Genomic DNA, 19,995 nt, shown 5'->3' with positions numbered 1-19,995 from the left:
GGATGAGCTGGCCGTAAAAACTCATTACCGCCACTAGTTTATGGGAACGAGCTTTGCCCGCTTACAATCGGCCCGAAATACTGAACAATGGTTCCAGCACCCATTCGTAGAGCTTGCGGCGTTCGAGCATGATGCTGGCATCGACTAGCATGCCAGAACGTAGCGGCATCGCAGTCCCGTACGCGCGCACAGTTTGCTGGTCGAGCTCGAGCCGTACACGATATACCGGCTCGGATTGGGCAGCGCCCGGCAACGTCGCAGCTGAAGTTGGGAGTTCCTCGGGCCGCACCGAGGTCGTGGCTACTTCGCGCACGCGTGCGGTATGCTGGCCAAATTTCTGATATGGGAAAGCCTGGTAGCGCAGCAGGGCCGTTATTCTTGGTTTGATAAAGCCGACTGCGCGCGATGGCACATACATTTCCGCTTCCAGCTTGTTTCCCTCAGGCAGGATCGATCCTAGAGCAGTGGAAATACCGACGGTTTGGCCGAGATTGGCGGCTATTGCCGTAACTGTTCCGCTCTGGCGCGCCCGTATTGAGACTTCGCGTCGCGCCTCGTTCTCGGTCAGATCCTGTTCGAGCGTGGAAGCATTGCGGCGGAGAACGTTTTCGTCGCGCAGGGCCTGCACTGCGACATCAAGTTCTTCCGCCTGAGTGCTGGCTAGGTCGCGTTGGGTGCTAGAGCGAATGCGCTCAATCTCGAACAGGCGCTGGTGCTGGTCGAGTAACTCGGCTTCGCGCTCTTGCAGTTGCGCTGCTGATATGTAATTGGTCGCCTTCAATTGCGTAAAACGCGCCACTGCCTGCTCGGTTAAGGCGATGCGCTGCTTCTGAATATGCGCCTGGGTTTCAAGTCGCTTGAGTTCTTCTTGGAGATCATGTGTACGCTGCCGAAGAGCCGCGCGGCGCTGTCCGACCTGCACCTTAGCTTGGAGCAGCTCAGCTTGGAAGCTTTCGCGTCGTCGCATTAGTAAGTCAGAAATCAAGGCTTCGGTAGAGCTAGCTTCGGCATTGCTACGCTCACTGGAGACAATGAAAAGGATATCACCTTCACGCACGAATTGGCCTTCCTTGATACGGACCTCCTTGATGATACCCGCTTGATTAGGAAAAACTCTGATTACCCCTGCCGTAGGGACTAACATGCCATGGATTATTACTTTACGAGTTGTTTCGAAAAAGAGGAAGAACAAGATGAGCAGGAGAGCAAGGAAAATAGATATAAAAGTAAGAACTATATGGCTAACAGGACGGGTTACTATGACCGTTCCGTATTGGCGTACCTTGCTATGCTCAATAGCTTGCTGACGAAACAAACTTCTTGGTGGGGATTCCGAAGTTTGATCGGGGAGAAGGCTCTTCCGAGTTTTTTCTGAAGTGATGTCGGCGTCGCGCAAGTTATCTCTCCTTACTTTTTAAGCTGGCTGCCGGATTCTCATTGTGACAAATAATTAAAAAAGGTCGAATATCGTTATATAAAGCTAATATATTATATTTTTATCAAGTAACAAATAAAAGGTTAATCTTTAAAATAGGATATTTTTATAGCGCGACGTAAGTTTCCCAAAATAAACCAGCCTCCAGTCACTACGATTTCATGATCAAGTTTTTTAATTACAACATTTCCTTCGGTCCATTTTAACCGAGAAGAGAATTTTTGTTTGAATGTGGTAATTTCTCCTGCCTGTGAATCTTGAATGTAGCCTACGCTATAAAGCTTTTCAACTAGAATGTATGTGAGGCGATTAGTTTTACCTTTGAAATGAATTTCCACAGGAATAACCATAATAACTGAGAACATAGATCCAAAAGCTACACCCAACAAAATTGCTTCGATTGGTACAGACCTAGGATCGAGAATATTTAGCAAAAAGTAGACCGAAAACGCAGTTGCTGAAACAATAACCATCCAAGATAGTAACTGTTGCCAAGATTGGAAAATTAAAATATAGCGCCACAATGGAAGTGGGAAGTAGGTTTTTGATATGGAATTAATTTCTTTTAAGTTTGTCATGATTAGTTCACCGTATTGAAAGAAGAGTCGACACTAAGCCGACTCCTCAGTTAACCGCAGCCCTAAATCGGCTCTCGGTCAGCGCTTTTGATCGTAGTAATAATAGACGAACACGCCGGCAGCTACGCCGCCAACGATAGCGCCAATCGGCCCAGCTGCTGCCCCAAGTGTGGCACCAAAGCGCGCTGCTGAGAGATAACTGCCAAGGTATCCGCCTGCAGAAATAAACGCAGCTGGTACGACTTTATCCTGGACACCACCAGAAACTTCTTGGATTTCTTCAACATTAAGTACTTGCATTTTAATTTCTCCATCGATTTGGTAGGGAGGTTGCTAAAGCCGACAAACAATAAAATTCGCGGCTGAGATAATAATAATACTAATTTATAACAGGGTATTGCAGTTGCGCAATATATGTATCCGCTATGCAAATTTATGTGAAGCCCAACTTTACATGCTCCAATATGCGTTAGCGTTCTGCGAAAGAACAATCTATCGAGTTAGCATTGCTCCTGTCTAATCAAGTATTTATTATGACGTGGCTCAAATCATGTGATCAATGCACATGACAGGCTTTCCTTCAGACTTGGTAAGCATTGACAAAAAGTTGTATTTGGATGCGGAAAACAGCAACGGATAGGTATCCGCTGAAGACTGGACATTCTTGACGAGCAAGCTCACCTATTAGATTATTTGTTTCGCGTGCTAATTCAACTTACTGTAACTGGCTTTTTGCACGCAAAGACTTTATTGGGTTAATAGACGCGGCATCAAACGCATCAAGAGCAGTTTTCAGCATGAGTTCATAATGTCACGCGCAAGTTCGTAGTACCCGAGAGTTTGGCAGACACCAAGATTTGGCGCGGCTAATCATTAAGCGTCAGACCTATATGATTACATTAGCGAACGCTGTGAAACGGCGCAACATGCGGGACTAAACGAGCTCTCTTCAACGTTTCGCATATGCGACCTGCTGTACTAGACCTGCTTCGAGAACGGGACAACCTGCAGCCCATGTTGGTGAACTATTGAAGTCGTACAATTACTATGATTTGTAACATGTAATCGACCTTAAAAAGCCTATTCTTGAACTCAAGGAATGGAAGCAGGAACGGCCAGAATCATTCGATAAGCCCATCAGGATCGAACGGACTCAATAGTTTGGCAACGGTCTGCCGCAGAAGGATATGATCTCACTACTCCAGGCACTGCCCAAATGAATAAAAGCTCTAAGTAGATTCTAGATTATTAGGATTTATATGAAAATTCCATTCAAGGAATTCTCCAAAAACTTTAAAAATTGCGGTTGGGTAGCAACCGCAACCCGATTTCACTCTTTAGTCAATCTAGTAATGCTGGTGATGTCGGAAAATTTCTTTCCTTACGGACTGGAGGGTTTGGTGTAACATGCAAAATGCCCCCCTTGAAATTATTATTCAATTTCAAAAATGCATCGACATCTGTCAAGTGCAAATAGCCACCGCCGATTTTATCAATTTCAGAAGAACTTAAATTTTGCATTTTATGCTCCGTTTGAAGTGGTTAAAATTTTGCGCCAATGTGACCTGCCATCAGTAGATGGTCAGTTGGCAGTTTCTAGTATAAAATTTTATCTAATCGCTATATTGATGGAGTGCAACTTTTTGTTGATTTAAATATTGAGAAAATTCAAAGAGAAATGATCTTATAGTGTGCAGAAGCCGAGTAGATCAAACACTGCCGTAATCGCAAATCGCTTGTAAACAAGACTTTCTCTTAATTATGCAATTAACACTAAACCGACAAGCGCTTTTATTGAATTAACGGATTCTCATGCACACCTTGCCCCGCGACGGCCTCGCTCTGTCCAGCCTCGACGAACAATTCTTGCTACCCGGTACCAAGGGCTTGCCATTGACAGAGCCGTTGCGCCAGGGCGCGATCGGCGTGCAGGGCTGGAACGTGCTGCGCGGCGACACCTCTTTCCCGGTCGCCGTGCTCAAGGTGTCGGCGCTCCAGCACAACCTGGCCTGGATGCGCGACTTCTGCGCGCGCCACGGTGTCACGCTGGCGCCGCACGGCAAGACCACGATGAGCCCGCAGCTGTTCGCGGCCCAGCTGGCCAACGGCGCTTGGGGCATCACGCTGGCCAGCGCCACGCAGGTGCAGGTGGCGCACCGCTTCAACGTGCGCCGCGTGCTGCTGGCCAACCAGCTGGTGGCGCGCGCCGACATCGAGGCGGTATTGGCGCTGCTGCATGAGGACCCCGATTTCGAATGCTTCGTGCTGGCCGACTCGATCGAGGGCGTGGCGCGCCTCTCGACGGCGATGAGCGCGCGCGGCCTGGCCCGTCCCCTGCCGGTGCTGGTCGAACTCGGCTTGGGCGGCAAGCGCGCCGGCTGCCGGACGAGCGAAGAAGCGATGGTGGTCGCACGCGCCATTGCCGCTGCCGATGGCCTGACCCTGGCGGGCTTCGAAGGCTACGAAGGCCTCTTGGTCAGCGACGACCGCGATGCCGACCTGCGCGCCGTGAAAGCCTTCCTGGCCGAGCTGGTGGACCTGGTGGAAACGGCGGATGGCGAGGGCCTGTTCGGCGCTGCCGAGATCCTGATTTCGGCCGGCGGCTCGTCCTATTTCGACCTGGTGGCGCGCGGGTTCGCGGGCATGGAAGGCCTGTCGCGCCCGGTGCGCCCCGTGCTGCGCAGCGGCTGCTACCTCACCAGCGACCACGGTTCCTACCAGCGCCTGCTGGCCCAGCTCGATGCGCGCGAAGCGCACACCGTGGAAGGATTGCGCCCGGCGCTGGAAGTATGGAGCAGCGTGCAGTCGCGCCCCGAACCGGGCCTGGCCATCCTCACCATGGGCAAGCGCGACGCCTCCTACGACGAAGCGCTGCCGACGCCGCTGTTCACCCACCGTCCGGGCAGCGAGGCGGCGGCGCCCGCAGCGCTGCCACCCGGCTGCACGATCTTCAAGATGAACGACCAGCATGCCTACCTGGCGCTGCCGGAGGGAGACATTCGCGACAATCTGCAGGTGGGCGACCTGGTCGGCTGCGGCATCTCGCACCCGTGCACCACTTTCGACAAGTGGCAAGTCATGCTGGCGGTGGACGACGCCTACAACGTGCGCGAGGCGCTGACCACCTTCTTCTGAAAGAATAGGCTCTACGCTACAATCGGTTTCCACCCGCCGAGAGAGCCGAGTCCCATGCCTGCCACACCGCCGTCCCTGTTCCCGCCGATCCAGCCCATCCGCCACGGCATGCTCGCCGTCGACGAGCTGCACACGATCTACTGGGAAGAAGTCGGCAACCCCAACGGCATCCCGGTGCTGTTCCTGCACGGCGGGCCGGGCGCGGGCCTGTCGCCGCAGCACCGCCGCTTCTTCGACCCGAGCGCCTACCGCGTGATCCTGTTCGATCAGCGCGGGGCCGGCAAGTCGACGCCGCTGGGCGAATGGCGCAACAACACGACCCAGCTCCTGATCGACGACATCGAGCGCCTGCGGCAGATGTTCGGCGTCAAGCAGTGGCTGGTGTTCGGCGGCTCCTGGGGCTCGACCCTGGCGCTGGCCTATGGCCAGGCCCACCCGGAGCGCTGCCTCGGCTTCGTGCTGCGCGGGATCTTCCTGTGCACGAAGGCCGAAGTCGACTGGTTCATCAACGGGGTCAAGTGGTTCTATCCCGAGCTGTACGAGGAATTCGTGGCGCCGATCCCGCAGGCCGAGCGAGGCGACCTGCTCAAGGCTTATTGCGAACGCCTGCTGTGCCACGATCCCGCCGTCTACTGGCCGGCCGCGCGCGCCTGGAGCCGCTTCGAAGGCCGGCGCGTGTTCTTGCTGCCGCAGCCGGACGAGCCTTCGTCGGATGCGCTCGACCTCGGCGTCGGCCGCCTGGAGTCGCACTACATGCTGCACGGCGCTTTTCTCGAAGAAGACCAGCTGGTGCGCGACATTGGCCGCATTGCCCACCTGCCGGCCTCCATCGTGCAGGGCCGCTACGACGTGATCTGCCCGCCGCTGTCGGCCTGGCGCCTGCACCAGGCCTGGCCGGGCGCGAAACTGCACATGATTCCGGACGGCGGCCACGGCGCCCTCGAGACCGGCATCGCCCGCGCGCTGGTGAACGCCACCGAGCAGTTCAAGCGCCACGGCCGCTTTGATTGAGGACTGTTACACTATGAAGAAAACCTAGAATAACGAACACGAAGCATTCCCATGAATCTCCAGCTTAGCGACATCGGCCACGTCATCCAGTTGGCGATCGCCCCGGTATTCCTGCTGACTGGCGTGGCGACCAAGCTGACCGTGCTGACCAACCGGCTGGCGCGCATCATCGACCGCACCCGCGTGCTCGAAGACCGCCTGCGCAAGGGGCCGGACGCCGAATACTCGGCCGAACTCGAGATCCTGTACGTCCGCTCGCACCTGGTCAACACGGCGATCGGCTCCAGCACCGCCTGCGGCCTCCTGATCTGCCTGGTGATCGCGATGCTGTTCCTCGGAGATACCATGAACATCCCGCTGGACCAGTACATCGCCGGCCTGTTCGTGCTCGCCATGATCGGCCTGATCAGCAGCTTCGTCTACTTCCTGCGCGAGGTCCTGATCGCTTCGCGCTTCATGCGCATGCAGCACACGTATTCGCTCCAGCAGCCGCACCAGCGCACCACCCTCAAAGATTGAACCGAACATGCACGACTACCAACGTCCCCCGACCCTGCACCGCTACGCGACGCGCCCCGAACTCGAAGCCGCGCTGCGCGGCCAGTTCCGCCTGGTTCCCAGCGGTTTCTTCCTGACCGTGTCGTTCTCGACCGTGTGGGACAAGCGCCTGTTCGACGTGCTTGGCCCGGCCGACAGCTGCCTGGTGATCCACAACACCGAGCTGTTCGGCGAACGCCTGCACCGCGCGGTGCAGCGTACCTTGCCCGACTGGGCCGGCATCGACGGGCCGGTCGAGTACGGCGTGCGCTCGCGCCTGGGCGCGGCCTTCACCAAGGGCGCCGGCCAGGCCCAGGAAAAGGAATGGCAGTTCGCCTGGCGCTCGATGTCCCCGAGCGCGGTCCTGCGCCCGGTGACCGTCGACATCGGCAGCATCGAAGGCTTCGCCGAGCTGCGCGACCGCGAAAGCCATCTGGCCTGAGTATCCCGAGCGTTTAGTAACACACCTCCACGAAATCCCGGTGTAATGCCGGGATGACGCACTCCACTTATCCTCATCTCCTCGCGCCGCTCGACCTTGGTTTCACGACCCTGAAGAACCGCGTGATCATGGGCTCGATGCATACCGGGCTCGAAGACCGTTTCTACAACTACGGCAAGCTGGCCGCTTTCTATCGCGAACGCGCCCGCGGCGGCGTCGGCCTGATCGTCACCGGCGGCATTTCGCCGAACCGCCAGGGCTGGCTGCTGCCCTTCGGCGGCACCCTCAATTTTCTCGGCGACGTGCCCAACCACCGGCGCGTCACGCGCGCCGTGCACGAAGAGGGCGGCAAGATCGTCCTGCAGATCCTGCACGCGGGCCGCTACGGCTACCAGCCTTTCGTGGTGTCCGCTTCCAGCCTGAAGTCGCCGATCTCGAAGTTCAAGCCAAAGGCGCTTGACGCCGCCGGCATCGAGTCCACCATCGCCGCCTATGCGCGCTGCGCCAAGCTGGCGAAGCTGGCCGGCTACGACGGCGTCGAGGTGATGGGCAGCGAAGGCTATCTGCTCAACCAGTTCCTGTGCGCGCGCACCAACAAGCGCACGGACGAATGGGGCGGCCCGATCGAGAACCGCATGCGCCTGGCCGTGGAGGTGGTGCGCCGCATCCGCGCCGCGGCGGGGCCGGACTTCATCCTGATGGTCCGCCATTCGGTGCTCGACCTGGTCGAGGGCGGCAATACCTGGGACGAGGTGGTGGCGGTGGCCAAGGCCCTCGAAGCGGCCGGCGTCACCATCCTGAACACCGGCTACGGCTGGCACGAGGCGCGCGTGCCGACCATCGTTACCTCGGTGCCGCGCGCGGCCTTCGCCGAAGTGGCGGGGCGCCTGCGCCGGGAAGTCAGCATTCCCGTGGTGGCATCGAACCGCATCAACATGCCGATCGATGCGGAAGCGCTGCTGGCGCAGGGCGAGGCCGACCTGGTGTCGATGGCGCGGCCTTTTCTCGCCGACCCGGACTGGGTGGCGAAGGCGGCCGGCGGGCGCGCCGACGAGATCAACACCTGCATCGCCTGCAACCAGGCCTGCCTCGACCACACCTTCTCCAACAAACGCGCCAGCTGCCTGGTCAATCCGCGCGCCTGCCACGAGACCGAACTGGTATTCCGCAAGAGCGCCAGGCCGCGCCGCATCGCCGTGGTCGGCGCCGGTCCGGCCGGCCTGTCGGCGGCCACCGTGGCGGCCGAGCGCGGGCACCGGGTGACGCTGTTCGATGCGCTGGACCGGATCGGCGGCCAGTTCAACGTCGCCATGCGCGTGCCGGGCAAGGAGGAATTCGCGGAGACCATCCGCTATTTTGGGCGCAGGATCGAACTGCTCGGCGTCGACCTGCAGCTGAACCGGCGCGTCAGCCGCGAAGAACTGCTGGCGGCGGGCTACGACGAGGTGATCGTCGCCACCGGCATCACCACGCGCAAGCCGAAGATCGAAGGCATCGACCATCCGAAGGTGCTGAGCTACCTCGACGTGCTGCGCGAGGGCAAACCGGTGGGGCGGCGCGTGGCCATCATCGGCGCCGGCGGCATCGGCTTCGACATGGGCGAGTTCCTGGTGCACGACCCAGCCGTGCCGCTGCCGGTGCCGAAGGCGCACTGGATGGGGGAATGGGGCGTCGATTCATCGTCTTCCACGCCGGGAGGCCTGGTGGCGCCCGTGAAACCGCGTCCGCCGCGCGAAGTCTGGCTCCTGCAACGCAAGAGCACGCGTCCGGGCGCGGGGCTGGGCAAGACCTCGGGCTGGGTCCATCGCGCGACGCTGGTGCGCAACGGCGTGCAGATGCTGGCCGGGGTGCAGTACGAGCGCATCGACGATGCGGGCCTGCACATCACGGTAGGTGGCGAGCGCCGTCTGCTGGAGGTGGACAACGTGGTGATCTGCGCCGGACAGGAAAGCCTGGCCGAGCTGATGCCGGCGGCGCCTGTCCAGGGCGGGCCGCGCTTCCACAAGATCGGTGGGGCGGCGCTGGCGGCGGAGCTGGATGCGAAGCGGGCGATCCGGGAGGGGGCGGTGCTGGCGGCGCGCTTGTGATGTTGCGTTGGTGGCTGCGCCGGCAAAATTTGGTCCCCGCCTACGCGGGGACGACGTGCTACGGGCGCGGGCTAAAGCGCTGACTTAACTTACTCGCACACTAGAACAACGTCATGCACGCCACTGGCACCCATGACTCCCCCGCGCAGGCGGACAACGTCATCCCCGCGCAGCGGACAACGTCATCCCCGCGCAGGCGGGGATCCAAGTTCTTTAGCGTAGCCTTACTTCTTGCGCACCACCACGCAACCGATCGAGTAACCCGCGCCGAACGAGCAGATCACGCCGTTCGAACCCGAGGGCAGGTCATCCTGGTACTTGTGGAACGCAATGATCGACCCCGCCGACGAGGTATTCGCATAGGTATCGAGGATCACCGGCGCTTCGTTCGGCTCGGCATCGCGGCCCAGCAGGGTACGGGCGATCAAGAGGTTCATGTTCAGGTTGGCCTGGTGCAGCCAGTAGCGCGACACGTCCGCGATCTTCAGGCCGGCGTTCTGCACAGTCTCGGCGATCATCTCGGCCGCCATCGGGCACACTTCCTTGAACACCTTGCGGCCCTGCTGGCGGAACAGCTTGTCCGGCGCGCCGATGCCGGCTTCGTCGAAGCGGTTCATGAAGCCGAAGTTGTTGCGGATGTTGTTCGAGAACTTGGTCTTCAGCTTGCTGTCCAGGATTTCCCACTGGTGGGCGCTGGTCGCGGTGTCCGCGGCTTCGACGATCACGGCCGTGCAGGCGTCGCCAAAGATGAAGTGGCTGTCGCGGTCGCGGAAGTTCAGGTGGCCGCTGGTGATTTCCGGGTTCAGCATCAGGACGGCGCGCGCGCGGCCGCTGCGCACCGCGTCGACCGCGGTCTGGATGCCGAAGGTGGCCGAGGAGCAGGCCACGTTCATGTCGAAGCCGAAGCCATCGATGCCCAGCGCATCCTGCACCTCGACCGCCATGGCCGGGTAGGGTCGCTGCATGTTCGAGCAGGCCACCAGCACCATGTCGATGTCGGAGGGCTGCTTGCCGGCGCGCTCCAGCGCTTGGCGCGCGGCGGCCACGCACATCTCGGCCTGCAGCGACACCTGTTCGTCGGCGCGTTCGGGGATGCGCGCGGTCATGTGGGCCGGGTCGAGGATGCCTTCCTTCTCCATCACGTAGCGCGACTTGATGCCCGAGGCTTTTTCGATGAAGGCGCTGCTCGACGGCTCGAGCGCGGTGGTGTCGCCGGCGGCGATGGCGGCGGCGTGTTCCTGGTTGTACAGCTCGACGTAGGCGTTGTACGCCGTTACCAGCTCGTCGTTGGAGATGGAGTACGGCGGCGTAAACAGGCCGGTGCCGCTGATCACGACAGGTTTCATGTGGGGGACTTTCAAGAAAATAACGGGAGTTGCCCGCGAGATGCGCCGATTCTACACCCTCGGACCGGACCTGGGAATTGTCGAAAACGACAGTTTAGAGAGGTAAACCTAGCTCACCGTGCGTGCTGCGCCAGCGTGGTGCCGGCCGCACCGGCACGCTTGGACAACTGCACCTTTTCTCCCTTGAGGTGGCGCAGGGCCTGGGCCAGCTGGAAGTCGTCGGCGCTGCCGTAGTCGACCGGCTTGCGCGTGCGCGCGTCTGCCCACAGGCGCATCTGCTCCTCGATGTCTTCCTGGCGGGTCGCGGCTTCGTTCCCGCGGTCGTTCGACAGATGTCGCTCGAGGTCGGCTTCGCGCATGCGCAGCGCATTCAGGCCGTCGCCATCGAGCGTTTCGTCGACCGGCAGGTCGGGAATGATGCCGCGCGCCTGGATCGAACGCCCGGCCGGGGTGTAGTAGCGCGCCGTGGTCAGCTTGACGGCGGCGTCGCGGCCGATCGGGCGGATGGTCTGCACCGAGCCCTTGCCGAAGGTCTGGCTGCCCAGGATGGTGGCGCGCTTGTAGTCCTGCAGGGCGCCGGCCACGATCTCGGAAGCCGAGGCCGAGCCGGTGTTCACCAGCACCACCATCGGCAGCTTCTTGAAGGCGGGCGGCAGGCTGGCCAGCGGATCGGCGCCGCTGCGCAGCATGTAGAACTCGGGGCGGCCGTAGAAGCGCTGGCGCGAGTCCGCCAGCTGGCCGTTGGTCGAGACGATCTCGGCATCCTTGGGCAGGAAGGCGGCGGCAACCCCGATCGCACCTTGCAGCAGGCCGCCGGGGTCGTTGCGCAGGTCGAGCACCAGGCCTTTCATGTCGGGGTTGTCGCGGTACAGGGCCTGCAGCCTGGCCGCCATGTCGTCCACGGTGGGCTCCTGGAACTGGGCGATACGCAGCCACGCGTAGCCCGGCTCGACCATTTTCGCCTTGACGCTCTTCTGGACGATTTCGCCGCGTGTGATGGTGAAGCGCAGCGGTACGGCACTAGCCTTGCGCGCGATGGTCAAGGTCACCCGGGTGCCGGGCTCGCCGCGCATGCGCTTGATCGCCTCGTCGATCGGCAAGCCCTGCACCGGCTGGCCGTCGATCTGGGTGATCAGGTCGCCCTCCTTGATGCCGGCGTGCCAGGCGGGGGAGTCCTCGATCGGGGCGACGATTTCCACGAAACCGTCCTCGCTCTCGGAAATCTCTATCCCCAAGCCGACGAAGCGGCCTTCGGTGCCTTCGCGCAGCTCGCGGTAGGCGCGCGGGTCGAGGTAGGCCGAATGCGGGTCGAGCGAGGCCACCATGCCGGAAATCGCTTCCGACAGCAGGGCCTTGTCCTCGACCGGCTCGACATAGGTGGACTTGATGACGCCGTAGACGTCGGCCAGTTGGCGCAGCTCGGCCATGGGCATGCCGGCTTCGACCGGCTTCTGGGCCAGCGCGGAAAACTGCATGGTCACCGCGACCCCGGCGATGGCGCCCAGGCCGACGAGACAGGAATTCTTGAAAGTAGAGCCCATGGATTACCCGATGTGAGCGCTGCGGCCGTAATTGCACATGAGGTAGCGCAAGTCCAGTATAAACCCGAACGCCAAGGGGCGCTGCGAAGCAGGCCAAACCATCTGCGGACAAGCTGACACTGTAGAGAAATGTAAAGACCTTGTTACGGATTGCCCAGCTTGGTAAGCAATTGTAAGAGTCGAAGCGGACAGGGGGGAGGGGTCCTATAGTCAATCTCAGTTTTTCTCTCTCTCCACTTTTGAAGTGGTCTTTGCCCGCGGCCCCCTCCGCGGGCTTTTTTATGCCCGTTTCCCTGCCCGGCCCCGGCATTGTACATTCCCAAGAGTAAGGCTCTGCCGAGGCAGCAACGTTGTTGTGACGTACCAACACATGCATATGCGATATGCCCCTCTCTGCATGTATCGAAAAGTAAAAAAGCCCTCCAGGCCCTTTCTGCCCCTTGCCCACCCGCTAGAATGCTTGTAGCCCTTACCGTCGAGGACGGCGGGTGAGACGGCCAACAGTGAAACGCTGCGGGCGCACAACGATCAGACCGGCCACGAGCCGGCCGCTTTTTCAACCCCAGTATTCCAAGCAATCGAGGACCATTCCGTGAAGCGAATCCTTCTGAGCACCCTGACGCTGTCCCTGGCGGCAGCCTTTGCCCACGCGGCCGACAAGCCGGCCGCAGCCGCAGTTGCTGCCACTGCCAAGCCGGTCGCCGCGCCGATCTCGGGCATCGACACCCAATACATCGACACCAGCGTGCGCCCGCAGGACGACTTCTTCACCTACGTGAACGGCAAATGGCTGAAGGAGACCGAGATCCCGGCCGACAAGTCCAGCTGGGGCACCTTCATGAAGCTGCGCGACGACACCACGCCGCAGCTCAAGGCCATCATCGAAGCCGCGCAGGCCGACAAGGCGGCCAAGGCCGGGACCGAGACCCAGAAGATCGGCGACTTGTACGCCAGCTACATGGACGAAGCGCGCCGCGATGCCCTCGGCGTCAAGCCACTGGGCGCAGAACTGCAAAAAATCCGTTCGCTGAAGGACAAGAAGGGCTTGCCGGCACTGGTCGCCCACCTGTCGAAGATTGGCGTCGCCACCCCGTACGGCATCTACGTTACCCAGGACATGCGCGCATCGACCCAGCATGCCACGTACATCTCGCAGAGCGGCCTGGGTATGCCGGACCGCGATTACTACCTGAAGATGGATGACGCCAAGCTGGCCGATATCCGCGCCAAGTACCAGGTGCACGTCGAGAAGATCCTGGCGCTGGCCGGCGAGAAGGACGCGGCGGCGCGGGCCAAGGCCATCGTCGATTTCGAGACCGAGCTGGCCAAGGTGCAGTGGACCCGCGTCGAGAACCGCGACCCGGTCAAGCGCTATAACAAGATGAGCCTGGCCGAGCTGTCCAAGCTGGCTCCCGGCTACGACTGGAAGGCGGCGCTGGCCGCGGCCGGCGTGGGCAACAAGCTCGACACCATCATCGTGAACCAGCCGAGCTACTTCCAGGGCCTGAACGAGGTGCTGGCCAAGACCGACCTGGCGACCCTGAAGTCCTACTTCGAGTGGCAGCTGTTGCGCGAATACGCGCCTTACCTGTCGAAGGCCTTCAAGGACGAAAACTTTGCCTTCTATGGCACCGCCCTGACCGGCACCACCGAGCAGGAACCGACCTGGAAGCGCGGCGTGGCCACCGTCGAAGGCGCGCTGGGCGAGGCGCTCGGCAAGCTGTACGTGGCGCAGCACTTCCCGCCCGAGCGCAAGGCGCGCATGGAAGAACTGGTCAAGAACCTGATCGTCGCCTATGGCCAGTCGATCGACAACCTGGACTGGATGAGCCCTGCGACCAAGAAGGAAGCCCGTGCCAAGCTGGCGAAGTTCACCCCGAAGATCGGCTATCCGGACAAGTGGCGCGACTACTCGAAGCTCTCCATCAAGCGTGACGACCTGGTCGGCAACCTGATGCGTGCCTCGACCTTCGAGTACAACTACCGCATCGAGAAGCTGGGCAAGCCGGTCGACCGCACCGAATGGGGCATGACGCCGCAGACCGTGAATGCCTACTATCGCAGCACGATGAATGAGATCGTCTTCCCCGCCGCGATCCTGCAGCCGCCGTTCTTCGACATGCGTGCCGACGACGCCGTCAACTACGGCGCGATCGGCGCCGTGATCGGGCACGAGATCGGCCACGGTTTCGACGACAAGGGCAGCCAGTCGGACGGCGACGGCAACCTGCGCGACTGGTGGTCGGCCGAAGACCGCGCCGCCTTCAAGCAACGCACGGACAAGCTGGTCAAGCAGTTCGGTTCGTACAGCCCGCTGCCCGGCTATCACCTGAACGGCGAGCTGACGCTGGGCGAGAACATCGGCGACAACGCCGGTCTGTCGATCGCTTACAAGGCCTACAAGATCTCGCTGAACGGCAAGCCGGCTCCGGTGATCGACGGCTTGACCGGCGACCAGCGCTTCTTCATGGGCTGGGGCCAGGTATGGCGCACCAAGATGCGCGACCAGCAGATGGTTAACCAGGTCAAGAACGGTCCGCATTCGCCGGGCCAGTATCGTGCCAACGGCGCCGTGGCGAACATGCCTGAGTTCTACGAGGCCTTCGGCGTGAAACCGGGCGACAAGATGTACCGCGGACCGGAAGAGCGCGTCCTGGTCTGGTAAGCACCTGACCCAAACGGGCCGGCATCATGCCGGCCCGTTTTGCATCGACCCATAAAAACGAGAGGAAAACATGAGACGACATCTGTTGAGTGCCGCGGCACTCGCATTGACCGCTTCGCTGGCGGCGCCGCTGGCCCTGGCGGAATCCGGCGCCGCCGCCAAGACCACGGCCGGCAAGGCCACGCCGAAGCTGTCGGCCGGCATCGCGCTCGAATACGTCGAGCCGGCCGTGCGCGCGCAGGACGACTTCTTCCAGCACCTGAACGGCAAGTGGCTCAAGACCGTCGAGATTCCGGCCGACAAGTCGAGCTGGGGCGCCTTCTACAAGCTGCATGACGACACCCAGCCGCAGCTGCGCGCGATCATCGAGAAGTCGGCAGCGGTCAAGAACCCCCAAACGGGTTCGGAAGTGCAGCTGATCGGCGACTTCTTCGCCAGCTACATGGACGAAGCGCGCCTGGAGCAGCTGGGCATCACCCCGTTGAATAGCGAGCTGGCGAAAATTGCCGCGATCAAGGACAAGGCCGAACTGCCGGCGGTCTTCGCGCGCCTGGGCCGCCTCGGCGTCAACGTGCCTTTCAGCTTCTATATCCACCAGGACGCCAAGGATTCGACCAAATACGTGGCAGACCTGTACCAGGGTGGCCTGGGCATGCCGGACCGCGATTACTACCTGAAGACGGACGATGCCAAGCTGGCCGACACCCGCGCCAAGTACCAGCAGCACGTCGAGAAGATGCTGGTGCTGTCGGGCGACAAGAACGCTGCCGCGAACGCCAAGGCCATCGTCGATCTGGAGACCGAACTGGCGCGCGTGCAGTGGACCAAGGTCGAGAACCGCGATCCGATCAAGACCTACAACAGGGTGGAACTGACCAAGCTGGCCGAACTGGCGCCGGGCTACGACTGGAACGCCTGGCTGGGCGCCGCCGGCATCGGGGGCAAGACCGACTACGTCATCGTCAGCCAGCCGAGCTACCTGAAGGGCATGGCCGAGATCGTGAACCGCGTGCCGCTCGAGACCTGGAAGGTCTACCTGCAGCAGCACCTGGTCAACGGCTACGCCAGCTACTTGTCGAAAGCCTTCGTGGACCAGCGCTTCGCCTTCCATGGAACGGTCCTGTCCGGCGCGCCGAAGCTGGAACCGCGCTGGAAGCGCGGCGTGTCGACCGTCGAGGGCGCCCTGGGCGATGCAGTGGGCAAGCTGTACGTGAAGGAGCACTTCCCGGCCGAGCGCAAGGTGCGCATGGAGGCCCTGGTGAAGAACCTGCTCGAAGCCTACCGCCAGTCGATCGATACCCTGGACTGGATGAGCCCCGCCACCAAGAAGGAAGCCCAGGCCAAGCTGGCCAAGTTCAACCCGAAGATCGGTTACCCGAACAAGTGGAAGGATTACTCGTCGCTCAGCGTCAAGCGCGATGACCTGGTCGGCAACGTGATGCGTTCGCGCGAAGTGGAGTACAACCGCGAGCTGAACAAGCTAGGCAAGCCGATCGACCGCGATGAATGGATGATGACGCCGCAGACGGTCAACGCCTACTACAACCCGGAATTGAACGAAATCGTGTTCCCGGCCGCGATCCTGCAGCCGCCGTTCTTCGACATGGCCGCTGACGACGCGGTGAACTACGGCGCCATCGGCGCGGTCATCGGCCACGAGATCAGCCACGGTTTCGACGACCAGGGTTCGCAGTACGACGGCGACGGCAACATGCGCAACTGGTGGACCGAGGAAGACGGCAAGCGCTTTGCCGAGAAGACCAAGGTGCTGGTGCAGCAGTACGCCTCCTACAGCCCGCTGCCCGGGTATAACGTGAACGGCGAGCTGACCCTGGGCGAGAACATCGGCGACAACTCGGGCCTGGCGATCGCCCACAAGGCCTACAAGCTGTCCCTGAAGGGCAAGAAGGCCCCGGTCATCAACGGCCTGTCGGGCGACCAGCGCTTCTACATGGGCTGGGGCCAGGTGTGGCGCGCGAAGATGCGCGAGCCGGCCCAGATCAACCAGGTCAAGACCGATCCGCACTCGCCGGCGCAGTTCCGCGCCAACGGCACGCTGAAGAACCAGCCGGGCTTCTACGAAGCCTTCGGCGTGAAGCAAGGCGACAAGATGTACCTGGCGCCGAAGGACCGCGTGATCATCTGGTAAGGATGCCGGTCCTGCTTGTTAGCCGGACATGTGTCGTGCATGGCGAGGCCGGGTTCTATGAATAGTGGAATCCTGCCTTGTCTTGAATGCCCTAGTTTTTTTGTTCCAAACAGGTTTTTACAAGTTACATATCGTGGTGAAAAATACACAAATTACTAAATAAGTTTACTTGTAGAAAATCAAACATTAATCTCTGGGAATTGACCTCTAATAAAATCTATCGTGCAACCAATTCTCACGTTCGTCATACCTGTCAGGCACCCCGCAAATGCACGTGATTGGGCTGAATTAAGAAGCAACCTCGCACTGACTCTGCATTCGATTAGCAGCCAGGCAGACAAAGGATGGAACGCGATTGTCGTTGCCAATCACGGTTCGGACTTGCCACCTCTGCCATCAGGGGTGCATGTGAAATGGGTAGACTTTCCACCGAATTCCTTCCACGAACGGGGAGCGGTCCACCATGAACAATTTCTTGAAGCAGTCAGGTTCGACAAGGGCCGCCGAATTCTGGCGGGCATGCTCGACGCAGGCGCGACTGACTACTTCATGGTCACCGATGACGATGATCTGATCAGCACAGCGCTAACCGGCTTCGTCGGCAAGCACCGTGGCCAGAATGGATGGTTCGTCCGGAACGGGTATATTTGGACTCCGGGCGGCAATCTGTTGTACCGCCATCCGGACTTTTCCATGGTGTGTGGAACCTCGCATATCATTCGGGCAGATCTTTTGGAGCTTCCAGCAACTTTTGAAGAGGCCAGCGAAGATTACATTAAATTAATGCTGGGTAGCCATATCTTCATTACGAAGTATTTGCTGCAGCAGGGCACGCCGCTGGCACCGCTGCCTTTCGTCGGCGCTATATATCGCACAGGGCATGTTGGCGCGCATAGCCGTTCAAAAGATGTCCTGTCGACCTATCTCATGCATGCCTGGTTGTTGAAAAGCCCAGGCGAATTGACCCGTCGGCTTTTTCGCCTACGCTATCTGGGGCGCACAGTCCAAAGCGAGTTTTTCGGGCGAGACAGGGAGATGGAGAAACTCGGACGTCAGGAACACCCCGCCGCCCCGATCATGCTGGATGACGAACTCTACGAGACGAGCGACCGCAGTACCTGAACCGCACCGCGGCGCCGATCCTTGGCGGCCCAGCAAGCAATCAGCGTGCGATGCTGGAATAGCTGCACGATTTGACGTAGCCAAACTTTGGATTGCCAAAGACGGCGTCGGTGCACAAGACCGAACCGGTCACGATCTTGGTGGCATAGCTCCCAGCGGCGCCGTAGCGTACTTCACGCGTTCCGGGCACGACGCAAATACCATACTGCGGAGCGCAGTCGGTCCAGGTCACGTTCGTATCCGGCGGGTTCGACGTTTCCGTGGTCGTCGCGGCCGCAGCTTCATAGGCACCGATGTCGAGCCTCCCCGACACAGCCCGCGTTTCGCTCATGGCCGAGTGCTTGTACTGGGCGGTCGGGACCAGCGATACGCCTGCGGCCGAGGTGCCGGGAGCAGAGCCGGCGTCGATCACCAGGGCGTTCGCCGTCGGGCGCAGGTCATAGGCGGCACGGTTCACGAAGCCCGGTGCGGCGGCGCGGTAGTTCGTTTTCTCGATCGCGCCGGACTGAGTGGTCAGGGTACCGGTACCAGCAAAAATATTGTTTTGTAGCAAGATCTTCTTGGTAACTCCGCTACCGACCGCCACAAAATTGCCACGGCTGCTGTCATCGTTCAGGAAGGTATTGTTGACGATATACAGGTCATGTCCCGGATTACTGGCGCCTTCCAGGCCGTAGCCGATGAGGTTCGGATTGCTGTGCACCGACGGCTGCTGGATCACGTTGCCGATGATGTAGGACGTTCCAGCATTGGGCAGGTCGATCTCATAGCTCGGCTTGCCGGCTGGCGTCGATCCAGTCTGCCCCGCGTTAAGGCTTGAAAAGCGGTTGTAGACGATCGTATTGACGCGAGCACGCGACTTCAGGTTATGGCCGACCCTGGCGTCGTGCGAGTAGTTATAGCGGAAGGTCAGACTGGCGACGTTGCCGATGTACAGGTTGTGGGTATAGCCGGTGCCGTAGCCGTTGTAGCCGAACTCGCTTTTCTCGATGACAATGTGGCTGTTTGGGTTGGCGTTGGTGAGAATACCGTTCTCGTTGCTGTGCAGGAAAGAGGAGCGCAGCGTGAAATTGGTTCCTTCCAGGCGCAAGGCAGCGCCGTTCTGATCCGGCACCTTGGCGCCAAACATTTCGACGTTTTCCACCACTACGTTGTTGCCGGCGACAACCCAGATACCTTTACCCATGGCGTTCTTGCCAGCCGCATCGATCTTCGGACGGCCATTGACGCCGCGGATGGTGAGGTTGCTGGCATAGATACCGCAGACGTCGCCGCTATAAGTCGTATTGCCGGTAATCTCGATGATGTCACCTGTCTTGGCCACGGCAATGGCCTGGCAGGGACGGGCATAGGTCTTGCCGGGGCCAACCGACAAGGTGGCGGCGCTAGCGGAGGCCGCGATACCCAAGGATAGCAGGGCGAAGGAAGTACGGAGTGCGACTTGCATCTGGGACATATCTTTCATTGAGCTCGTGGACAAAGTGTTAACTGCAGCAGATTTCCTGTGAAACATTTTCCTAGCTTAAACCTATGCGTTCAAGAAATAAAGTAACCAATTGTAAGAACTGGATGCGCTAATTTATCGAATGGAGGACGGTCATGATGGAGTTTCAATCATGATCAATCGATAAAATGGCCAAAACATCTTTCAAATTGCATTTTTTTATTGTCATCATCTAGAGTGATGCTTACTTTTGGTATGCGTTGAAATCGGTGCGGTAAGGTAGGCCGGGTCTTTGATATCGGCCCATCTGCGATGCAGAAAGTAAAAAGCCCGGTGGAATCCGCCGGGCTTTTCAGGGAAGCAGGACTGCAGTTGGCAGTTGTTGGCGCTTAGCGGGGAACGATGTCGAACTGTGGGCCGAGCGCATAGTCCGGCTTCACGCTGCGCGACATGAACACCGACCATGCCTTGGCGCCATCGGCACCACCGATGTCGGCCGCGTA

Annotated in this window: 15 protein-coding genes; 8 read left to right on the top strand and 7 right to left on the bottom strand. The window is 59.9% G+C overall.

Annotated features, from left to right (window positions below; all coding sequences use genetic code 11):
- Window positions 1-61: 61 nt before the first annotated feature.
- From ACK4S9_RS14235 to ACK4S9_RS14220, 4 genes are all read right to left on the bottom strand, one after another.
- A complete protein-coding gene (locus tag ACK4S9_RS14235) occupies window positions 62-1,396 on the bottom strand; it encodes an HlyD family secretion protein (protein WP_409726635.1) in 1,335 nt (444 codons plus the stop codon).
- A gap of 122 nt (window positions 1,397-1,518) precedes the next feature.
- Complete coding sequence (locus tag ACK4S9_RS14230) at window positions 1,519-2,013, bottom strand: hypothetical protein (protein ID WP_409726633.1); 495 nt, start codon at window positions 2,011-2,013, stop codon at window positions 1,519-1,521.
- Between the two features lie 78 nt (window positions 2,014-2,091).
- Window positions 2,092-2,313, bottom strand: a complete 222-nt coding sequence (locus ACK4S9_RS14225) for a hypothetical protein (RefSeq protein WP_409726631.1) — start codon at window positions 2,311-2,313, stop codon at window positions 2,092-2,094.
- A 1,041-nt stretch (window positions 2,314-3,354) separates the two neighbouring features.
- Window positions 3,355-3,534, bottom strand: coding sequence for a hypothetical protein (locus ACK4S9_RS14220; protein WP_409726629.1), 180 nt, complete (start codon window positions 3,532-3,534; stop codon window positions 3,355-3,357).
- A gap of 291 nt (window positions 3,535-3,825) precedes the next feature.
- On the opposite strand from ACK4S9_RS14220, the gene ACK4S9_RS14215 reads away from it, so the two are divergent.
- The 5 genes from ACK4S9_RS14215 to ACK4S9_RS14195 are packed head-to-tail and all read left to right on the top strand — an operon-like array spanning window position 3,826 to window position 9,225.
- Window positions 3,826-5,148, top strand: coding sequence for an amino acid deaminase (locus ACK4S9_RS14215; RefSeq protein WP_409726627.1), 1,323 nt, complete (start codon window positions 3,826-3,828; stop codon window positions 5,146-5,148).
- A gap of 54 nt (window positions 5,149-5,202) precedes the next feature.
- Window positions 5,203-6,159 (top strand): prolyl aminopeptidase, encoded by a 957-nt coding sequence (gene pip, locus ACK4S9_RS14210; RefSeq protein ID WP_409726625.1) that lies wholly within the window; start codon window positions 5,203-5,205, stop codon window positions 6,157-6,159.
- Between the two features lie 51 nt (window positions 6,160-6,210).
- Window positions 6,211-6,678, top strand: a complete 468-nt coding sequence (locus ACK4S9_RS14205) for a DUF2721 domain-containing protein (RefSeq protein WP_409726623.1) — start codon at window positions 6,211-6,213, stop codon at window positions 6,676-6,678.
- Window positions 6,679-6,685: 7 nt separating this feature from the next.
- Window positions 6,686-7,138, top strand: coding sequence for a hypothetical protein (locus ACK4S9_RS14200; protein WP_409726621.1), 453 nt, complete (start codon window positions 6,686-6,688; stop codon window positions 7,136-7,138).
- A gap of 53 nt (window positions 7,139-7,191) precedes the next feature.
- Window positions 7,192-9,225, top strand: coding sequence for an FAD-dependent oxidoreductase (locus tag ACK4S9_RS14195; RefSeq protein WP_409726619.1), 2,034 nt, complete (start codon window positions 7,192-7,194; stop codon window positions 9,223-9,225).
- Between the two features lie 224 nt (window positions 9,226-9,449).
- On the opposite strand, the gene ACK4S9_RS14190 is transcribed toward ACK4S9_RS14195, so the two are convergent.
- Both ACK4S9_RS14190 and ACK4S9_RS14185 read right to left on the bottom strand, forming a co-directional pair.
- A complete protein-coding gene (locus ACK4S9_RS14190) occupies window positions 9,450-10,571 on the bottom strand; it encodes a beta-ketoacyl-ACP synthase III (RefSeq protein ID WP_409726617.1) in 1,122 nt (373 codons plus the stop codon).
- A 113-nt stretch (window positions 10,572-10,684) separates the two neighbouring features.
- The gene (locus ACK4S9_RS14185; RefSeq protein WP_409726615.1) at window positions 10,685-12,112 is read right to left on the bottom strand and encodes a S41 family peptidase; all 1,428 of its coding nucleotides are present in this window, start codon (window positions 12,110-12,112) and stop codon (window positions 10,685-10,687) included.
- 592 nt (window positions 12,113-12,704) lie between these two features.
- On the opposite strand from ACK4S9_RS14185, the gene ACK4S9_RS14180 reads away from it, so the two are divergent.
- From ACK4S9_RS14180 to ACK4S9_RS14170, 3 genes are all read left to right on the top strand, one after another.
- On the top strand, window positions 12,705-14,777 hold the full coding sequence (locus tag ACK4S9_RS14180) for a M13 family metallopeptidase (protein WP_409726613.1): 2,073 nt from the start codon (window positions 12,705-12,707) through the stop codon (window positions 14,775-14,777).
- 70 nt (window positions 14,778-14,847) lie between these two features.
- The gene (locus tag ACK4S9_RS14175) at window positions 14,848-16,926 is read left to right on the top strand and encodes a M13 family metallopeptidase (protein WP_409726611.1); all 2,079 of its coding nucleotides are present in this window, start codon (window positions 14,848-14,850) and stop codon (window positions 16,924-16,926) included.
- Window positions 16,927-17,148: 222 nt separating this feature from the next.
- Window positions 17,149-18,048, top strand: coding sequence for a galactosyl transferase (locus tag ACK4S9_RS14170; RefSeq protein ID WP_409726609.1), 900 nt, complete (start codon window positions 17,149-17,151; stop codon window positions 18,046-18,048).
- 40 nt (window positions 18,049-18,088) lie between these two features.
- Here the strand turns inward: ACK4S9_RS14170 and ACK4S9_RS14165 are convergent, their stop codons facing one another.
- On the bottom strand, window positions 18,089-19,513 hold the full coding sequence (locus ACK4S9_RS14165) for a hypothetical protein (protein ID WP_409726607.1): 1,425 nt from the start codon (window positions 19,511-19,513) through the stop codon (window positions 18,089-18,091).
- Window positions 19,514-19,995: the final 482 nt, after the last annotated feature.

The sequence above is a fragment of the Massilia sp. genome, from assembly GCF_046293535.1.
GTDB lineage: Bacteria > Pseudomonadota > Gammaproteobacteria > Burkholderiales > Burkholderiaceae_D > Telluria.
Note: the sequence above shows the minus strand (reverse complement) of the source record. Positions and strands in the feature narration are given on the sequence as shown.